Annotated in this window: 21 protein-coding genes; 12 read left to right on the top strand and 9 right to left on the bottom strand. The window is 47.7% G+C overall.

Annotated elements, in window-relative coordinates:
- Window positions 1-316 precede the first annotated feature (316 nt).
- Window positions 317-1,579 carry an ATP-binding protein gene (locus ACGHVY_RS13635; RefSeq protein ID WP_005816273.1) on the top strand — a complete coding sequence of 421 codons (1,263 nt, stop codon included), beginning with the start codon at window positions 317-319 and terminating at the stop codon, window positions 1,577-1,579.
- Window positions 1,580-1,719: 140 nt separating this feature from the next.
- Here ACGHVY_RS13635 and ACGHVY_RS13630 read toward each other — a convergent pair whose 3' ends face one another.
- The 7 genes from ACGHVY_RS13630 to ACGHVY_RS13600 all read right to left on the bottom strand — a co-directional run bounded on the left by ACGHVY_RS13630 (window position 1,720) and on the right by ACGHVY_RS13600 (window position 8,364).
- Complete coding sequence (locus ACGHVY_RS13630; protein WP_005816276.1) at window positions 1,720-3,126, bottom strand: OmpA family protein; 1,407 nt, start codon at window positions 3,124-3,126, stop codon at window positions 1,720-1,722.
- Between the two features lie 54 nt (window positions 3,127-3,180).
- Window positions 3,181-4,632 carry a MobV family relaxase gene (gene mobV, locus ACGHVY_RS13625; RefSeq protein ID WP_005816278.1) on the bottom strand — a complete coding sequence of 484 codons (1,452 nt, stop codon included), beginning with the start codon at window positions 4,630-4,632 and terminating at the stop codon, window positions 3,181-3,183.
- A 208-nt stretch (window positions 4,633-4,840) separates the two neighbouring features.
- A complete protein-coding gene (locus tag ACGHVY_RS13620) occupies window positions 4,841-5,725 on the bottom strand; it encodes a hypothetical protein (protein WP_005816280.1) in 885 nt (294 codons plus the stop codon).
- A 79-nt stretch (window positions 5,726-5,804) separates the two neighbouring features.
- Window positions 5,805-6,215 carry a hypothetical protein gene (locus ACGHVY_RS13615; protein ID WP_008766906.1) on the bottom strand — a complete coding sequence of 137 codons (411 nt, stop codon included), beginning with the start codon at window positions 6,213-6,215 and terminating at the stop codon, window positions 5,805-5,807.
- Between the two features lie 73 nt (window positions 6,216-6,288).
- Window positions 6,289-6,702 (bottom strand): hypothetical protein, encoded by a 414-nt coding sequence (locus ACGHVY_RS13610; RefSeq protein ID WP_005816283.1) that lies wholly within the window; start codon window positions 6,700-6,702, stop codon window positions 6,289-6,291.
- A 78-nt stretch (window positions 6,703-6,780) separates the two neighbouring features.
- On the bottom strand, window positions 6,781-7,227 hold the full coding sequence (locus ACGHVY_RS13605) for a hypothetical protein (RefSeq protein ID WP_004319947.1): 447 nt from the start codon (window positions 7,225-7,227) through the stop codon (window positions 6,781-6,783).
- Window positions 7,228-7,251: 24 nt separating this feature from the next.
- A complete protein-coding gene (locus ACGHVY_RS13600) occupies window positions 7,252-8,364 on the bottom strand; it encodes a hypothetical protein (RefSeq protein ID WP_005816286.1) in 1,113 nt (370 codons plus the stop codon).
- A 254-nt stretch (window positions 8,365-8,618) separates the two neighbouring features.
- Here ACGHVY_RS13600 and ACGHVY_RS13595 point away from each other — a divergent pair, with 254 nt between their 5' ends.
- From ACGHVY_RS13595 to ACGHVY_RS13550, 10 genes are all read left to right on the top strand, one after another.
- Window positions 8,619-9,242, top strand: a complete 624-nt coding sequence (locus tag ACGHVY_RS13595) for a recombinase family protein (protein ID WP_005816288.1) — start codon at window positions 8,619-8,621, stop codon at window positions 9,240-9,242.
- A gap of 16 nt (window positions 9,243-9,258) precedes the next feature.
- Window positions 9,259-9,942, top strand: coding sequence for a DUF3800 domain-containing protein (locus tag ACGHVY_RS13590; protein ID WP_005816290.1), 684 nt, complete (start codon window positions 9,259-9,261; stop codon window positions 9,940-9,942).
- Window positions 9,943-9,945: 3 nt separating this feature from the next.
- Complete coding sequence (locus tag ACGHVY_RS13585) at window positions 9,946-10,482, top strand: hypothetical protein (protein ID WP_005816292.1); 537 nt, start codon at window positions 9,946-9,948, stop codon at window positions 10,480-10,482.
- 194 nt (window positions 10,483-10,676) lie between these two features.
- Window positions 10,677-10,976 (top strand): thioredoxin, encoded by a 300-nt coding sequence (gene trxA / locus ACGHVY_RS13580; RefSeq protein WP_005816294.1) that lies wholly within the window; start codon window positions 10,677-10,679, stop codon window positions 10,974-10,976.
- Between the two features lie 10 nt (window positions 10,977-10,986).
- Window positions 10,987-11,562 (top strand): DUF6155 family protein, encoded by a 576-nt coding sequence (locus ACGHVY_RS13575; RefSeq protein WP_007837469.1) that lies wholly within the window; start codon window positions 10,987-10,989, stop codon window positions 11,560-11,562.
- A gap of 14 nt (window positions 11,563-11,576) precedes the next feature.
- The gene (locus ACGHVY_RS13570) at window positions 11,577-11,822 is read left to right on the top strand and encodes a hypothetical protein (RefSeq protein WP_005816298.1); all 246 of its coding nucleotides are present in this window, start codon (window positions 11,577-11,579) and stop codon (window positions 11,820-11,822) included.
- 183 nt (window positions 11,823-12,005) lie between these two features.
- A complete protein-coding gene (locus tag ACGHVY_RS13565) occupies window positions 12,006-12,443 on the top strand; it encodes a DUF4186 domain-containing protein (RefSeq protein ID WP_005816300.1) in 438 nt (145 codons plus the stop codon).
- Window positions 12,440-12,646 carry a hypothetical protein gene (locus ACGHVY_RS13560; protein WP_005816302.1) on the top strand — a complete coding sequence of 69 codons (207 nt, stop codon included), beginning with the start codon at window positions 12,440-12,442 and terminating at the stop codon, window positions 12,644-12,646. The genes ACGHVY_RS13565 and ACGHVY_RS13560 overlap by 4 nt, the downstream gene beginning before the upstream one ends.
- A 9-nt stretch (window positions 12,647-12,655) precedes the next feature.
- Window positions 12,656-12,892 carry a hypothetical protein gene (locus ACGHVY_RS13555; protein ID WP_005816304.1) on the top strand — a complete coding sequence of 79 codons (237 nt, stop codon included), beginning with the start codon at window positions 12,656-12,658 and terminating at the stop codon, window positions 12,890-12,892.
- 24 nt (window positions 12,893-12,916) lie between these two features.
- Complete coding sequence (locus ACGHVY_RS13550; RefSeq protein WP_005816310.1) at window positions 12,917-13,096, top strand: transcriptional regulator; 180 nt, start codon at window positions 12,917-12,919, stop codon at window positions 13,094-13,096.
- 300 nt (window positions 13,097-13,396) lie between these two features.
- Here ACGHVY_RS13550 and ACGHVY_RS13545 read toward each other — a convergent pair whose 3' ends face one another.
- Window positions 13,397-13,888, bottom strand: a complete 492-nt coding sequence (locus tag ACGHVY_RS13545; protein ID WP_005816313.1) for an SLOG family protein — start codon at window positions 13,886-13,888, stop codon at window positions 13,397-13,399.
- Window positions 13,889-13,891: 3 nt separating this feature from the next.
- Window positions 13,892-14,458: a hypothetical protein gene (locus ACGHVY_RS13540; protein ID WP_005816315.1), complete on the bottom strand. Its 567-nt coding sequence runs from the start codon at window positions 14,456-14,458 to the stop codon at window positions 13,892-13,894.
- On the opposite strand from ACGHVY_RS13540, the gene ACGHVY_RS13535 reads away from it, so the two are divergent.
- The gene (locus ACGHVY_RS13535) at window positions 14,452-14,703 is read left to right on the top strand and encodes a hypothetical protein (protein ID WP_225494525.1); all 252 of its coding nucleotides are present in this window, start codon (window positions 14,452-14,454) and stop codon (window positions 14,701-14,703) included. The genes ACGHVY_RS13540 and ACGHVY_RS13535 overlap by 7 nt on opposite strands.
- The last annotated feature ends 281 nt before the right edge of the window (window positions 14,704-14,984 follow it).

Below are 14,984 nucleotides of genomic sequence, written 5' to 3'. Positions count from 1 at the left end.
TTTTCGTGCATCAAAAGACTGCGGAATGAGGGCGATAAGGCAAGAAAACAGACGGAGGAGTTAATGAAATACCCAAATCTTTGATTTGCGGAAAGCTGTCGTTCAGTCCTCTGCCTGTTAGCATGGCGGTACTTGACCATTCGCCCGGGCAGTAACTTTGCAAAGAAAAATGGGCATCGGCAAGTGGAATAGACACTACAAAACAGGAAAATCATTGATTTTTAGTGCATTTTTCTTTATTTCTTTCTTTGATTTAGGATAAAATATATAACTTTGCCTCCGAAAAAGTGTCACAAGTGACAGTTTTTCGTAAAATATGATAGTAAACAGATATAGATACATAGAACAGTTGAGCCGTTCAAAGAACAACGGGCTCATAAAGATAATCACAGGATTGCGACGTTCAGGCAAGTCGTTCCTTCTGAAGAAACTCTTTCATCAGCATCTATTGGATGAGGGCGTGAGAGAAGACCATATTCTCGTCATCGACATGGAGAGTAGGAAGAACAGAGAGTTCAAGAACCCGGACTACCTGTTGGACTGGGTGGAAAAGATGATGATTGACTATGAGACTTATTATATCATCATCGACGAGGTGCAGGAGGTGGAAGACTTTGTAGAGGTGCTCTCTTCCTTGTCAGTTACCGAAGGGGCGGATGTGTATGTCACAGGCTCCAACTCGCGTTTCCTGTCCTCTGACCTGGTGACGGAATTCCGAGGCAGAGGTGACGAGATACATGTGTGGCCACTATCCTTCAAGGAGTTCATGACGGTGTATGATGGTTCGAAAGAAGACGGTTGGGCTGAATACAGACTGTACGGAGGTTTGCCGCAACTACTTACACAGGTTGGGGATGAGAAGAAGGCTGATTTCCTGCGTCGCCTTTATCGCACGGTATATCTACGTGACATCTACGAGCGGAACAACATAGAACTGAGACCTGAATTTGAAGAATTGTCGAAGACCGTAGCATCCAGTATAGGAGCACCTGTCAATGCACTGAATATAGCCAATACGTTCAAGTCCGTAAGCAATGTGCAGAGCATAACCGACAAGACAGTGTCGGCTTATCTGGAATATATGCAGGATGCTTTCCTTATCGAAAAATCCGAAAGGTTCGACATCAAAGGACGGAAATACATAGGTTCGTTGTCCAAGTATTATTACCAGGACGTAGGTCTGAGGAATGCTATTCTGTCGTTCCGTCAGAGCGAGCCGACACATATCATGGAGAACGTCATCTACAATGAGATGCGTATGCGAGGATGGCTCGTGGATGTGGGTAACGTCTATCATCGAGTGAGGAATACGGAAGGAAAGCAGCAGAGGGTGACATTGGAAGTGGATTTTGTCTGCAACAAAGGGAGCGAGCGGATCTACATCCAGTCGGCGTGGCGTATGCCCGATGCAGAAAAGATGGAACAGGAGAAACGGTCGTTGCGTCTTGTAGATGACTCTTTCCGCAAACTGCTGATCGTGGGAGAACATACCAAGCAGTGGAGCGACGAAAACGGCATACAGATAATGAGTATATATGACTTCCTGCTTGACTGGTCAAGTACTGAGAAACACGGATAAAAAAAAGATATGCGCATAGAATATGCGTTAATACATATATGATTAAGGGAGGGCCTATCCATCACGGACAAGCCCTCCCTTTCTAAAATTTATCAATGAAAAAAAAGTTTTAGTGCTCTTGTTCGGAGCTGTATGTCTGGCTATAGATACAGCAGGATTCTGGTATGGCGGTTCGCCTCATTGGGCGAGTAATCGTCAATGCCGCCATCGAAAATCTGAGAGATGGTGCCATTTTCCATACCACGTTTCATCAGTTCCTCTGCAATGAATCTGGCACGGGAACGGCTGAGGTTATCATTGATGGCTTCACTGCCTGTGGCACTGTCGGCAGCGCCGATGACCTTAACTTTCAAGCCATATTTCTTGGCGATGCGTGCTACTTCGTCGAGATTGACGAGCTGTGACCTGTTGAGCAACCTGTCAGTGCCAAGTTCAAAGAAGAAATAGATGGGCGCACCTATGCAAGCCTTTCCTGAGTGGATGAGCGATAGGTAATCGTCTTCCGGCTCACCTTCAGCATTGCCATATTCTTCTGTACAAGAGGCGGACTCCATGACCTTTGTCTTTTGACCATTACCATACTTGTCTCTCATTCTTGCACGCAGCGAGTTGAGACCGCTGTAGTCGTTTCGAGGATAGCCATTTGTGACGGAAGAAGCGGCATCGTCAGAAAAGAGGTGGCCGTACTTGTCCAGAAGTCCCTCGATGGCAAGAATCTTGCGCAGCTGCTCCAGAGTCTGACAATCTCGATCGTGCTGGGCGTGATAGCGGCTGTTGCTGTCAGAAAGGGATGAGGCGTATGCCGAAAGCCATTCGTTCTGTGCGATGTACGGGCGAGCGTCTATCACTCGCTTCCAGCCAGTCTTGCCGATGCGGACAGAGAGGCCGAGGGATGCGGACAGCAGATGGTCGCCAAGGCGGTGTGCCTTGCCATAGCCGTCAAAATCCTGCATGGTGGTCATGTTGCCTATCTCTGCCGTAACAGCAATGCGTGGGGAGAGATGATACTGCCCCTGTATGCCGTAGGAAATGGCAAAGGGCTTGTGGGCATTCACCTTGTTGTGCAGCATACCCACGCCCACGTATGGAATGACACTCCATCTGGCAAGAGTGTGTACATCGTCCTTGTAGAGGTTGCCGAGGACATTCCACATGAAATCAGCACGCAGGTACTGGTAGTCCTGCGAGGAGTTGTTGCAGTCGTTGAACTGCATACCGCCATAGTTCAGACGACCGCCGACGGAAGGTGTGAACCATTTGCCGATCGACACGGAGAATGCCGGTTTCATGCGACCGAATAGGTCGTTGCATCCGAGCGGTTTGCCGAGGAAGACCGTAGTTCCTCCTGCCGCTTGGACAAACCAGTTGTCCGTCCATGGCGAAGCTACCAATGCCCCTTTCATGTAGGAAGGTTTAAGCGGACGAAGCATACCGTCTGCCGAAAGTCTGCATACAACGGTGGTGGTGTCCGCCGTGCGGTGATAGTCTTTGGCTTGCGCACCCAATGAAAGGGCGAAGCCAAGGGATAGAATAAGTATTTTTCTCATGTTGTTCAATTTAATCTGGTGAATACTATAACAGGTGATACGTGACAGTGCCGCTTATCGTTTCTTCCTTTTGCCGGAAGAGGGGCGCATCATGCGTGCAGCTTTCATCATGCAACGGCGTGCCCAAGCGCGTTCATCCTCGTCATCGTCACGTCCCCATTTGAGGTCGGACGAACTGCCGCCACCGCCATGACCTTCGGCAAAGGTGGTGGCATCATCGACGTAGCCGAGGAATAGAAGCGTGGCACAGTACATCACCTCCGTTCCATTCTCCGCAAAGGCCTGAAGCAGGGAACCGTCAAACACGTCCTTGCCCTCATTGGAAAGCCGTGCCACACGTTCGGAGAACTCGCTGACCATGTTTTCGAGAAGGGCATTTCTGAGAACGGTGTCCGCACCTTGTCGGATAGTATCGGAATATCTGTGTGCCTCCTGCCGCAACTCCTCCGTGCGCTCCTTCATGGCGGTCATCTCCTCACGCAGGGCATCGAGCTTGCGGTCAGCCTCTGAGAGCTTCTCCTGCTTGTCGTCCAGTTTCGACTGGATAGCGGACAGTTCCTGCTCCAGCTCTTGGACTTGCTGACGGAGAGCATCAGGATTGTCGTGACCTGCAAGAATCTGCCGATGCAATTCAGCAAGTGCCGCCTCCTTCTCAGCCTTCTCCTGCAAGAGGTTGTTGACCATTGAGGTGAGTCCTTTTACTCTCCGCTCTGCCAGACGGATGTCCGATTGGAGCGAGGCGAGTGTCCGCTGATGGGTGGCGACGGACTGCTCAATGGTGGTGCACTGTTCTGACAGCTGGCGGCGGTATTCTTCGGTGGTGCGGTGGCGTGCTCCCGTCTCTGAGACGGAAGTTCCGCGCTCCATGCCCCAACGCTTGTTGACATCGGCAAATTCGCTGTGCAGGGCTTTCATCCTGGCAGAAAACTCGTACTTGTCCTTTCCGGCGAATATCTGTTTGTATGCAAACTTGCCGTCCTTGATTGGCAAGAGGGTGCAGTGAACGTGCGGATTGGTTTCGTCCAAGTGTAAGATGAAAGCGACGATGTTCTCCTCACCGTATTTGTCCGCAACAAAGCGGTAAACATCCTTTGCCCATTCCTCAATGTCCTTGCATCGGGTTAGATGCGAATTGTCCGCTCCGTGAGTGAGATTCACCTTCTGGTCACCGAATGCCAATTCTGTCATACGTTCTCGTGAGCCTCCGAAGATGAAATTGACCACTGTGCGGAAGCGTGGCTCTGCCAGTCCCTCGTTGGGGTCTTTGATTCCACGGCTCCGCAGGATGTCTGCCATGCGCTCCGGGATGCTTCGGCTCTTGTCTATAGGACAAACCTTGCCGCCCCGAACCTCGAAGTTGAGCCGCTCACGGCTGCGGTCGTAGTTGCCTGTTGATTCAGCGGATCCCCAACCCTTTTCCGTCCAACGGCGTTGGTGCTCGTTGCTCTGTGCTGTGGTGATTCCCTTAGATGGTCGGAAATCCATAACCTGTTTTGGTGTTGCCATAACCTATTTCCTTTTATGTGTGTACAACTCTCCTGTCTCCAGCTTGCTGCTTGTAAGGACAGCCTCCCGATGGTCGGAGACCAAGAGGGGTATTAGGCTACCCAAATTCCCTCATTTCCGACCAACGGGCAAGCCCGATTATTTTACAGCAATGGCAGACGTGTAAACACTGTGCCAGTAGAAAAGAAGAAGCGTTGTACGGTGATTATTAGAGGTTAATACAGCCTTTTGATGGACAGGAGCCCTCTTGGTTGGCTACAATGGCAAGGAACGGTCGGCAGAGTGACTGAAACTGTGACTTGATGGCTGCGCTTTCCTGATGCAAGGCTGGTGAGCTGCCATCCAATGCCAATTCTGATATTGCCTTTGCCGCCTCGATGAATGAGAGCCAGTCTCCTCCCAGGTCTTTGTAAAAGAAGGGAAGAAGGGAGGTAACGAGGGCGTTATCTGTTTCCTGCGAAAGCACCTGATGGAAGGTGGCTTCGCAGACAGCTGTGAGTGCAGTCATACAAAAGGCGTGTCCTACAGATTCGGGAATGTTTCTTCCGCATGGCACCTTGCCAATTGAATTGCCATTGTCGGCTTTCTGCAAGATAATGGCTACTTCCTCTGTTGCATCTTCGTAGAGTTGTTCACATTCCGAGGCGCAAGCCGATGCGGACATCTTGCCGCTTCGCCATTCGTCCAATGCGGTACACATCTTCTGGCGGAACACATCCAAGGCTGCGTCAATCGGAGAAACGGCAGGTGTCTCAGCCAACATCGGGATGGTGATGATTTGGCTCTTCGTGAGACGGGTGACGGAAATCTGGTTCATCTTCTCCAACTGCTCGATGAAGGTGCGGACAGTGGCGCGGTGCCAATGCCAGCATCCTGCCAGTTCGGTAATGGTGATTACAAACTGCCCGTTGGACAGGCTGAACTCCTGCTTGCACAGATCCTTGGGGATGTACTGTACAGAAGCCTTGTCTACAAGGTCAAGGTAGGCTTCGAGCTTCGACAGCCTTATCCCGGACCTCTCTTTCAAGAACTCCAACAGGGACATCCGTTCAGACATCTTGCCGGAACTCGTTCTATGTTTCTGTTTCTTCATTTCAATAATCTGTTTGGTGAATACTGTTGTTTGTCGCCAGCTCCATTATACAAAAGGAACGGCATGATACAGGTGATACTTAATAGTAGTATATGATGAGCATTTCTGTGTCTTCGAGGAGCATCTTGCGGTCAGCCTTGTTCTTCCACAGCGATATGACTATGCGCGAGGGATAGAACAGTGATGCCAGAAGGACAAAGGAGATGGTGACAGCAAGCGTGAACAGATGAGGAGTGAAGACAAACACCACTGCCGCCAACGCGGCGATGCAGAAGGGTGTCCGCTCCTCGTGCAGACGCTGTAGCCACCTCTCCACATCCATAAAGACAAAGAATATGGCAAACGCTATGGTGGAAGCCACTACGCCTATGTCGTTATAGTGTACACAGAGGTAGAGGAAGTGGAACACGTACAGCAGGATGAGCAGCATCAACCGGTAGAGCTTCCTTGCTGTCACAAGCGCGGTCATGCGCAGATAGAACCGTGTCATAAACTGTCTGCGGCTTCTGTGCAGAATCATCGTCACAAAGAAGAACGCTGACATCAGGATGAGAAACAGTATCTTACTTGTCATAATATGTATAGCATGTGAATAATGGAAGTGGACTCAGGTCGGGCTGGACGACACCGTGTGTGGCAGTGGATATGATACGCTCCACATCCTCCAGTGTCAGTTCTCCCTTGATTATTCTCTGACGGAAAGCTCCGTCGGTTGTCCGAAGGCTCTTGATAGCCTGTTCCAAGTCGTACTCGGCTATCTGCCACACTTGCCCTCTCGTGTAGGGGAAATGATGGTGGATGGCCTTGACCACAAGCACACGGCTGAGGATGTCGGTCATTCTGCCGTTCCTGACTATCGTGTGGTTGCGGACAGTGGCGATGCTCTCAATCTCCAGCCATGTGCGGTGACGGTCGAGAAGATGGATAATCTTCATGTAAAGCGTTTCCTTCATCAGATGGTCGGGAGCTTGTGGCATGACTTTGGCCTTTGTTGTGGACAACAGAATGGAGCGTTGTTGCGGTAGAACAGGACTGTCATCTGGCAAATGTAACTTTCAAATGAAGTCGAGCAGGACTTCCTCCTTGGGCTTCATGTATTTGAAGAACCCGTTCTTGCAATGCAGACTGAGGTCGAGGCATACATCTGCCGACATGTGCTCCAGCGAGTCATAGATGGTCACTTTTATCTGGCTGACCATGCCACGCTCATCTGTGGAGCCGTTGACCTTGAACATCCGTCCGAAAGAAGGGTTGGAATAGGCACAGCAGCTGTGTCCGAACTCCGTATGACGGCTTGGAATGTGGTGATAGAGGATTATCATTTCCATCTCGTCTTCGAGCATATCCATCACCTCCTCTATCGTGAAAGGGGTGTTCAACTGGAAAGTAAGAAGCACGTAATCGTCATACTTGACAGGCTTCTCCATCTTGCGCTTGTCCAGCAGTTCTGGCAACTGCAAAGGCACGACGGCAAGGAAATCATCGCAAAACTGTTCTAACATAATCGTATTCTCTGTTTGGGGTGTTTATAATCTTGTGACATAAATCTTCATCATGAGCATGGGCATATCCGACAGGCGTTGCTTGTCGAGGTGCAGTTTCTTGGCCAGACCGTCCATCTCCTTGGGGAGCGCATCGGCTATTTTGTAGAGGTCTGCCTTGTCCTTGTCGGAGAGCACGCTCACGGAAAGGTCATCCATCGTCATGAACGGCTGCATCATCATCAGGAGGTAGGCGTGCATGGTGTGCTCGTCCTTTACCCTGCCACTATTCAGATCCTCGATAGCCGCTTGTGCGTTGCGCAGCAGACGGTGGTTGGTGCGCATGGAGAGGTATATCATTGCATCCTTGTGGGACAAATCCTTGCGGTCGGCGGCACGGAGTATCTCCCGACAGCAGTGTTCGGTGTTTCGTCTGATGTCACCGATGTCATCGTCAGCAAAATCCGGCAGGTATTGCAGGAAGGATTTGAAATACAAATGCTCTTCCTTGATGAAAGCGAGCAGGTCTTCCTTGCCGTGAATGCCTTGCTTGGCGGATTTTTGCAGGAACAGCAGGTAACGCTTCAGTACCGCCTGTTTACCACCTTTATTATATATAGGCAGGCTATCCAAGGAAGCGAAGAATGGCTGTGCTTCCTTCACGGCTTGCTGTAGTTCCTCATCACCAACATGGGAAGAGGTCTGTTCTCTGAGATAGAGCAGGTCGTGAAAGGTGCGTTGCTTAGACATCGCCATACGGCACAGCTCGATGTGGATGGAGTCGTTCAACTCATGATATACCGTGAACGGGTATGAGTGGGCTTTCCTGACAGTGTCACGTGAGATGCACGATGTCACGGAATCGTCCAACACGCGCCATTCGTTGACAATCTTAACTAATGTCTGAATTGAGACCTTGCCGTTCTGTCGAAGAGTGGTCAGAAAGCCATGATACTCTCTGATGGCTTCATCGCTCGAATGGAACGACTTCGTGCCGTTTCCGTCTGAACATGCTGTCAGCATGACTACGGCAAACGCAGTGGCAATACAAATGGCAAGTCTGATACAGCCATGCGAGTTTGATTTTGCATTATGCAATATTTGCTTCATGCAATGGAGGTTGGTTTGTCCTCCGAAAAGTTGGGTTTCATATTTCATTGTTGTCATTATTTTGAGTCTGATTTTGAAATTGACGGTGCAAAGTTAATGCGTTTCAGCGATATATTTGCAAGAATGACAGTAAGTTTAATCTTATTTGTGTATCATACTTGCGAGTATGATTTTCAATGAAATCAAGTGAAAAGAAAATGGCAAATTATCGTGTTTAAGTATGATTTTTCGTTCAAGTATGATTGTTTCTCGGAAAAATAGTGTACCTTTGCACTTGATTTCATTTAATAGCGTACAACAGTATGGCAAAAGTAGGTTACATCTTTATCGCCACCAATGGCGAAGAGTATGCAGAAGACAAGGCTTGGATGCAGCAATACGGCTGTGTTCAGGTGATAGAGGAACTGTCCGAACACGAGAGGCTGCGCCCGATGTGGAAGCAGCTCATATCGAGTCTGGAGCGCGGCGACGAGCTGGTGGTGTCGAGGTTCAGTAACGCACTGCGTGGCACCCGTGAACTGGCTACATTCATAGAATACTGCCGTGTGAAGGTGGTTCGCATCATCTCCATCCAAGACCGCATCGATACGTTTGACGAACTTTTCCCCGACACCAAGCCCTCACAGGTCATCCGTATGTTCGGGTCACTCTCTGAGGAGTGTGCCGTGCTGCGCAAGGCATCGGCACACATCATCCATCTGCAACAGAATATCCGGCCGCCCAAGAAGTCGGAAAGGGCACTGTCGAAACTGGAGCGTGAGAAGAATATCGTGAACATGTACAACGAGGGGCACAGCATAGATGACATCTTTGCCATCAGCGGCTTCACAAGCCGAAGTTCCGTGTTCCGCATACTCAACAAGCATGGTGTGACGCTGAACCGTGGACCTCATAGTGGACCGCTGAAGAAAAGGAATAAAGAATAAACAAAAAACAGATACAATGAATAAGACATTCAACATCTACTGTGATGAAAGCACCCACATGGTGCATGACGGTCATCCCTACATGCTTTTGGGATGTACAAGTATAGCATACACACAAATCCGCATGGCAAAAGATGCCATAAAAGATATTAAGAAGAAGCACGGCTATAGTGATGAGCTGAAATGGACAAATGTCCACGAGGCCACGTATAAAGTCTATGCAGAGCTTATAGACTGGTTCTTTATGAATGACATGGAATTTAGGGCTGTGGTTGTTGACAAGAGTCAGATTGACGAGAAACGAGAAGACTATACGTTTAATGATTTCTACTTTCGCATGTACTACCAATTGCTGCATCACAAGATGGACATGGATTATACATATAACATATATATGGATATCAAGGACACATGCAGTAGCGATAAGCTGGAGAGGCTCAGAAAAATAATGGAATACAACTCTTCCATTGGCAGGTTTCAGTTTATACGTTCACACGAAAGTGTCTTCATCCAATTGGCAGATGTTCTAATGGGAGCCATCAACTACAACCTTAGATATGAAAAGGGAGAAGTTGAAGGAAGGGTGAGAGCCAAAATGAAGCTGATTGAAAAGATAAAAAAACACAGTAATATCAGTCTCAACACCACAACTCCCAAATTTAGAAAGAAGTTTAATTTGTTTTTTATCGCACTGAAATAGCCAATGAGCAGTTTGAATATTATCAAGAAATACCCTGAGCTGCTGGAACTGGCATATCTCAGTGAACGAGAAAGAGAGCATGATCTTCATGCAATATTCAAGCGTGATATAGAAGATAACTGTCAATTCTCATTCAGAGGGTGGCGCATCTATCCTATAAAGACAGATGGCGAGATTGACATGGCAAGATTGTTCAAGCATCTTACCTGTGAAGAAATCATGGTTGAGAACGAAGACGGTACGACTTATCCAAAGCGAGTATTCGAGATGGCTCGTTCACAAAGGCTTCATTGGATAAATCACCATGTGAGAGAATTGACACCAGACAATCTGGATGTATTTACCATAGAAGAGAGGGACGGCAAAAAGCGTAAGGTCAAGAAAACATACATCTATGATAAAGTGGAAAAGTATGTTATTGTCTTGGAACAACAACGTAGCAACGGATTCTATCTGTTGACAGCATACCATCTTAACAAAGAGTATGGACTAAAGGCTTTGGAAAAGAAGATGAAAAAGAGATTGCAGACACCACTATAAAACGCAAGACCCGAATTGCATCAAAGGCAACCGGGTCTCGAAACTCCTTCTATCTATAGATGAGCGCTGCAAAGGTACGAATATTCTTTGAAATAACGAAGGTTTTTCATTGAATTCTTCTCGATTTTAACATTTGCAGGGCAGTATTGTAAGATAACAGGAAAGAAAATAGCATAATTTTACAGAAAATCGTAATGGAAACATTCAAAGACGTTATATCAAGTGACCAACTTGTCTTGGTCGATTTCTTCGCCACCTGGTGCCAGCCATGCAAGATGATGCACCCCATCCTTGAGCAGGTGAAGGAAGTGTTGGGTGACAGAATCCGCATCATCAAGGTAGATGTGGACAAGTATGGGGTGACTGCAAGTCAGTATGGCATACAGTCTGTGCCCACATTGATGCTGTTCAGACGCGGCGAAGTGTTGTGGAGGACGAGCGGTGTGATGCAGAAATCAGAGTTGCTGGCAACGATTGACCCGTTTTTAAGATAAAAGAGCAGAAATGTCAAAATCTAAATTAAAGTCTGTCCTCATGTCCATGGACAAGAGTGAAATAATAAAAATGGTATTGGAACTTTATTCTGCACGGAAAGAGGCAAAGGAATATCTTGACTTCTATGCAGAGCCGAATGAGGGCCAGAAGCTGGAAGAGTATAAGCACATCATACGGGAAGAGTTCTATCCGAGCAGAAACAGAGAGCCAAAGACACGCTTCTCAGTGTGCCGCAAGGCATTGTCCGACTTCAAGAAACTGAAGCCTTCGGAAGATTCAGTCGCAGAATTGATGGTGTTCTATATGGAGAATGCCTGTCAGTTCACTTATGACTATGGAGACATGTGGGAGCAATTCTATGATTCTGTTGAGAGTAATTTCGACAAGACATTGCGCCACATCGTGCTTTATGACCTTTGGGACAAGTATGATTCCCGAATCAAGCAATGCCTTCGTTGGGCAAGCCCTTGTGGATGGGGATTTCCTGACGCACTGAATGATATGTATGAGGAAATGAAGGCGCAAAATGAGGAACTCCGAAAGAAATACAGGAATTTCAAGATGCCCATCAACGCTGATTATTAAACGAATATACTCAAATGGGGAAACCAAAGAAAAAACATAAGAAAGCGAAACAACTGCCCTTAAGCAAAGAAGAGCAGATTTTTCAAGCGGCAAGAGACCTTGCAGCTGAAATTGGCATATCCTATTCTGAGGCATTAGGGTTTACTTTGGGCATAAAGGACGTAACGTATGGTTGGGAAGAAGACTATACGGAAGAAGAGTTTCAGGCACTGATTGACCACGCTGTGGGAGACACTGATTATGAGCACACCCTCTATTGAATCATCTACACGAGAGGAACGTTTGGATTACGTTCTGAATGAATGGAGATGTCTGCACAACTGTGAGCTGTGCGGTAAGTGCCATATTCTGAAAGGCAGAAGCGAAGAAATACTCTATGCAGACTATATAGACGGCAAGCGGTCATATATGGATATAACATTAGAAATCAGAAGCAACAGATAATGATGTCACAGAAATACATATATCCATCGTTGTTCCAAGAGGAAGAGCCGCAAGAAAGCGTTCCTGGTGATAAGAAAGAGTATGACCTGACGAATCTCTTTGAGAGATTGGCAAAGTCTGATTTTCGCAGCCGGTTCCATCTGTCCAAGCAAGACAGGGAGTATGTAATGGAAAAGGGATTGCCGACGATACGAAAACACGCAGAGGACTTTGTGGCAAAAAGACTTGCTCCGGCTGTCATACCGAACGACGGCAAGCAGACTCCCATGCGTGGGCATCCTGTTTTCCTGGCTCAACATGCCACTGGCTGTTGTTGCCGGGGATGCTTCTTCAAGTGGCATCACATCTCAGCAGGCAGGGCACTGACCAAGGAAGAACAGGAATATGCTGTTGCCGTATTGATGGCATGGATTGAAAAACAGATGAATAAAGGATGAAGATAGAAGAAGCCATAGTATATGTGATGGTAAAGCGAAATGGCGGCATGACAACCGACCAGATTGCCGATGCCATCAATCGTCATAGGCTGCACCTGAGAAAGGACGGTCAGCCTGTGACAAGCAAGCAGGTGTATGCAACAATCTGCCGTTTCCCTGAAATGTTCACAAAAGAAGCTGGCAGAATCATGTTAATGATATGACGTAACGATATGACAATAGATACAACCAACATGTGCTCACACCTTCAGAAGAAGTTGTTTGAACCAGAAGGTGTGTATTATCCTATATGGCAAGCCATGCAGGATGATGAGACCTTGACAGCAGTGGTACGAAGCAGACAGCTGCACATCTACAGAAACGGGAAGAAAATTCTCGTTCTGGCAGGTAAGGCACAACCGAAGATTATAAGGGAAGACAAAATACAAGAGTTAATAACAAGATTATAAACAAAACATCAAATCATCAAAACAATGGACGCAAAAGAAAAAGTATTGGCAACAATGAAAGAGGCTGGTCAGCCTCTCAACGCAGGTAAAATCGCAGAACTCAGCGGTCTCGACCGCAAAGAGGTAGATGCAGCCATGAAGCAGCTGAAAGCAGAGGGTGCAATCGTCTCTCCTGTGCGTTGCAAATGGGCACCTGCAGAGTAAGGTTTATACTGCTGTCTTGAAATATAGGCAGCAGTATCTTTATTTTTATCAAAATGTTAAGGTGAGGAATCTGAATATCCTTGCCTACGGACACAATTATCCGCTGCATCTTTTTGGGGTAAGGTGCAGACGTATGGCTGTCAGCGTATCTTGGTTTAAAGACGCTTAGCGGTCACGGCGGAAGTCGTTTCGTCTCTCTCCGCCGAACAAAGCTCTGAGCACATTGCCCAAAGCTCCGAACACGAAGTAGCAAACGATGATTGCAACAATATCGTCCATAAGCATTTTCTGTTTTATGGGTTATACACTATTATGAAGATTCACTATGTCCAATCCCTGCCTCTTGGCTTCTCTGACGGTGTAGAACGTGCCGCCCTTGGGATTGCCATCGAAGTAGGCTATGAGACGTGAACTGCGGTTGACCATATAGTCGTTGCGCCTCAGAAGGCAGCCATTGTAGTATTGCTCGCTCAATACGACCACGTCATCCACGATGCGCAGGATGGCATCATACTTGGCTTGCTCTTCCTTGCTCCACCGGTCAGACTGACCACGGAACGGCACAACGGCTATCACCTGCAAGTCCTTCAACTCGCATTGCAACGAAAGGGCGGCTTCTGCCGCCAGCAGGTCAAATCCCATTGCCATGCCACAATAGAAATACCGGTAGCCGTCGGCATACGCCTTGGCTATCTCCGATTTGAGACATTGCTTCAACTCCCTCCGCTTGGCGAAAGGTACGCTGCGGTGTCCGCTGAAGCATACGGACACTGCCTTGTCGTACTTTGTCATACTTTACCTTACTTTATAATGTGTGCGTGCGAGGAACATACCGCCAATAACACATGCCCCGAGCCTTTCGAGTTGGTTGGCATACTTGGCATAGCTGAGACCCTTGGTTATCACATCGTCAAAGACCAACACCATTTTGTTGTCGAAGAACGGCTCATCAAACTCAACGACATTCGCCTTGCGGACTTCATCCTCGTTCTTGCGGTTATCGTGGATGGTCTTACGCTCTCCGCATACCCTCACGTGCTCGTAGCCGTTTTCCGCTCCTGTCAATTCACACACCCTGTGGCAGAAAGCCTTGTAGCGGAGTTCGTTGCTCTCGCTTGTGGATGCTGGAACGGGGGCGAAGACGATGTTCACGCAACCCTTGCCGTAGAGTGTCAGCATATTCTCTGCGGTGCGCTGCGCCACTTCCTCGTAGGCTCTTCCGTCCTTGAAGTCAAACACTAATTGTCTGTCGGCAATCTCCTTCTCACCCACATTGCGGATGCGTGCGGGATAGTATTTGCAGAACCAAGTCTGAGGCTTGTCTAACTGCTTTTGGATTTGATAGTCATTCTTGTGTGCCATTGCTCTTATGTTTTTTCTTCCCTTATTTCGGAGGCTTTTCCTGCCTGCCCAAGGGATATTTTTTGCTTTCCAAGAGTGATGGCGATCAAAAAGCCAAATCGGGAGCGAAAAATACGCTCTGCACGCAGAGGAAGATTTTTCGGTCAAATGCAATGGACGATTTGGTGTTTGAACAATCGCCAGCATTACCTTTGCAAAACAATATCCGCAGCGGCAAGGCAGGCGAAAAGAAATCTGTTATGTAAAAGAGGAAACGGGCGGGATGGCGTGGGGCGAAGCTGTATATGGGGAAGGACGATAGTTGATATGAGGGAAAAAGAGAAAATCTTGTAATAGGGAACGACATTGCCTTTTATCAGCATGGAGACAGTCCTACAAGCAGAGAAAACTATTGCCCTAAAAATGAGTTGGATAGTATTTTCTAAAAGTAGTATCGACTACGAATAGTATAATAGTCGAATAGTTTTTACTACCATACTACGGATAGTAAAGTCTGTTTATAGAAGAGATAGCGGTATCATCGTCT

The organism is Bacteroides sp. f07 (genome assembly GCF_042854785.1).
Classification (GTDB): Bacteria; Bacteroidota; Bacteroidia; order Bacteroidales; family Bacteroidaceae; genus Bacteroides.
The sequence above is the reverse complement of the archived record's forward strand: the minus strand, read 5'-3'. Positions and strand labels throughout refer to the sequence as shown.

What these genes read in the sequence shown, in the direction of transcription:
- ACGHVY_RS13635 (WP_005816273.1), top strand. Translation starts at nt 317, where the DNA reads ATGATAGTAAACAGATATAGATACATAGAACAGTTGAGCCGTTCAAAG.
- ACGHVY_RS13630 (WP_005816276.1), bottom strand. Translation starts at nt 3,126, where the DNA reads ATGAGAAAAATACTTATTCTATCCCTTGGCTTCGCCCTTTCATTGGGT.
- mobV (WP_005816278.1), bottom strand. Translation starts at nt 4,632, where the DNA reads ATGGCAACACCAAAACAGGTTATGGATTTCCGACCATCTAAGGGAATC.
- ACGHVY_RS13620 (WP_005816280.1), bottom strand. Translation starts at nt 5,725, where the DNA reads ATGAAGAAACAGAAACATAGAACGAGTTCCGGCAAGATGTCTGAACGG.
- ACGHVY_RS13615 (WP_008766906.1), bottom strand. Translation starts at nt 6,215, where the DNA reads ATGACACGGTTCTATCTGCGCATGACCGCGCTTGTGACAGCAAGGAAG.
- ACGHVY_RS13610 (WP_005816283.1), bottom strand. Translation starts at nt 6,702, where the DNA reads ATGCCACAAGCTCCCGACCATCTGATGAAGGAAACGCTTTACATGAAG.
- ACGHVY_RS13605 (WP_004319947.1), bottom strand. Translation starts at nt 7,227, where the DNA reads ATGTTAGAACAGTTTTGCGATGATTTCCTTGCCGTCGTGCCTTTGCAG.
- ACGHVY_RS13600 (WP_005816286.1), bottom strand. Translation starts at nt 8,364, where the DNA reads ATGAAATATGAAACCCAACTTTTCGGAGGACAAACCAACCTCCATTGC.
- ACGHVY_RS13595 (WP_005816288.1), top strand. Translation starts at nt 8,619, where the DNA reads ATGGCAAAAGTAGGTTACATCTTTATCGCCACCAATGGCGAAGAGTAT.
- ACGHVY_RS13590 (WP_005816290.1), top strand. Translation starts at nt 9,259, where the DNA reads ATGAATAAGACATTCAACATCTACTGTGATGAAAGCACCCACATGGTG.
- ACGHVY_RS13585 (WP_005816292.1), top strand. Translation starts at nt 9,946, where the DNA reads ATGAGCAGTTTGAATATTATCAAGAAATACCCTGAGCTGCTGGAACTG.
- trxA (WP_005816294.1), top strand. Translation starts at nt 10,677, where the DNA reads ATGGAAACATTCAAAGACGTTATATCAAGTGACCAACTTGTCTTGGTC.
- ACGHVY_RS13575 (WP_007837469.1), top strand. Translation starts at nt 10,987, where the DNA reads ATGTCAAAATCTAAATTAAAGTCTGTCCTCATGTCCATGGACAAGAGT.
- ACGHVY_RS13570 (WP_005816298.1), top strand. Translation starts at nt 11,577, where the DNA reads ATGGGGAAACCAAAGAAAAAACATAAGAAAGCGAAACAACTGCCCTTA.
- ACGHVY_RS13565 (WP_005816300.1), top strand. Translation starts at nt 12,006, where the DNA reads ATGATGTCACAGAAATACATATATCCATCGTTGTTCCAAGAGGAAGAG.
- ACGHVY_RS13560 (WP_005816302.1), top strand. Translation starts at nt 12,440, where the DNA reads ATGAAGATAGAAGAAGCCATAGTATATGTGATGGTAAAGCGAAATGGC.
- ACGHVY_RS13555 (WP_005816304.1), top strand. Translation starts at nt 12,656, where the DNA reads ATGACAATAGATACAACCAACATGTGCTCACACCTTCAGAAGAAGTTG.
- ACGHVY_RS13550 (WP_005816310.1), top strand. Translation starts at nt 12,917, where the DNA reads ATGGACGCAAAAGAAAAAGTATTGGCAACAATGAAAGAGGCTGGTCAG.
- ACGHVY_RS13545 (WP_005816313.1), bottom strand. Translation starts at nt 13,888, where the DNA reads ATGACAAAGTACGACAAGGCAGTGTCCGTATGCTTCAGCGGACACCGC.
- ACGHVY_RS13540 (WP_005816315.1), bottom strand. Translation starts at nt 14,458, where the DNA reads ATGGCACACAAGAATGACTATCAAATCCAAAAGCAGTTAGACAAGCCT.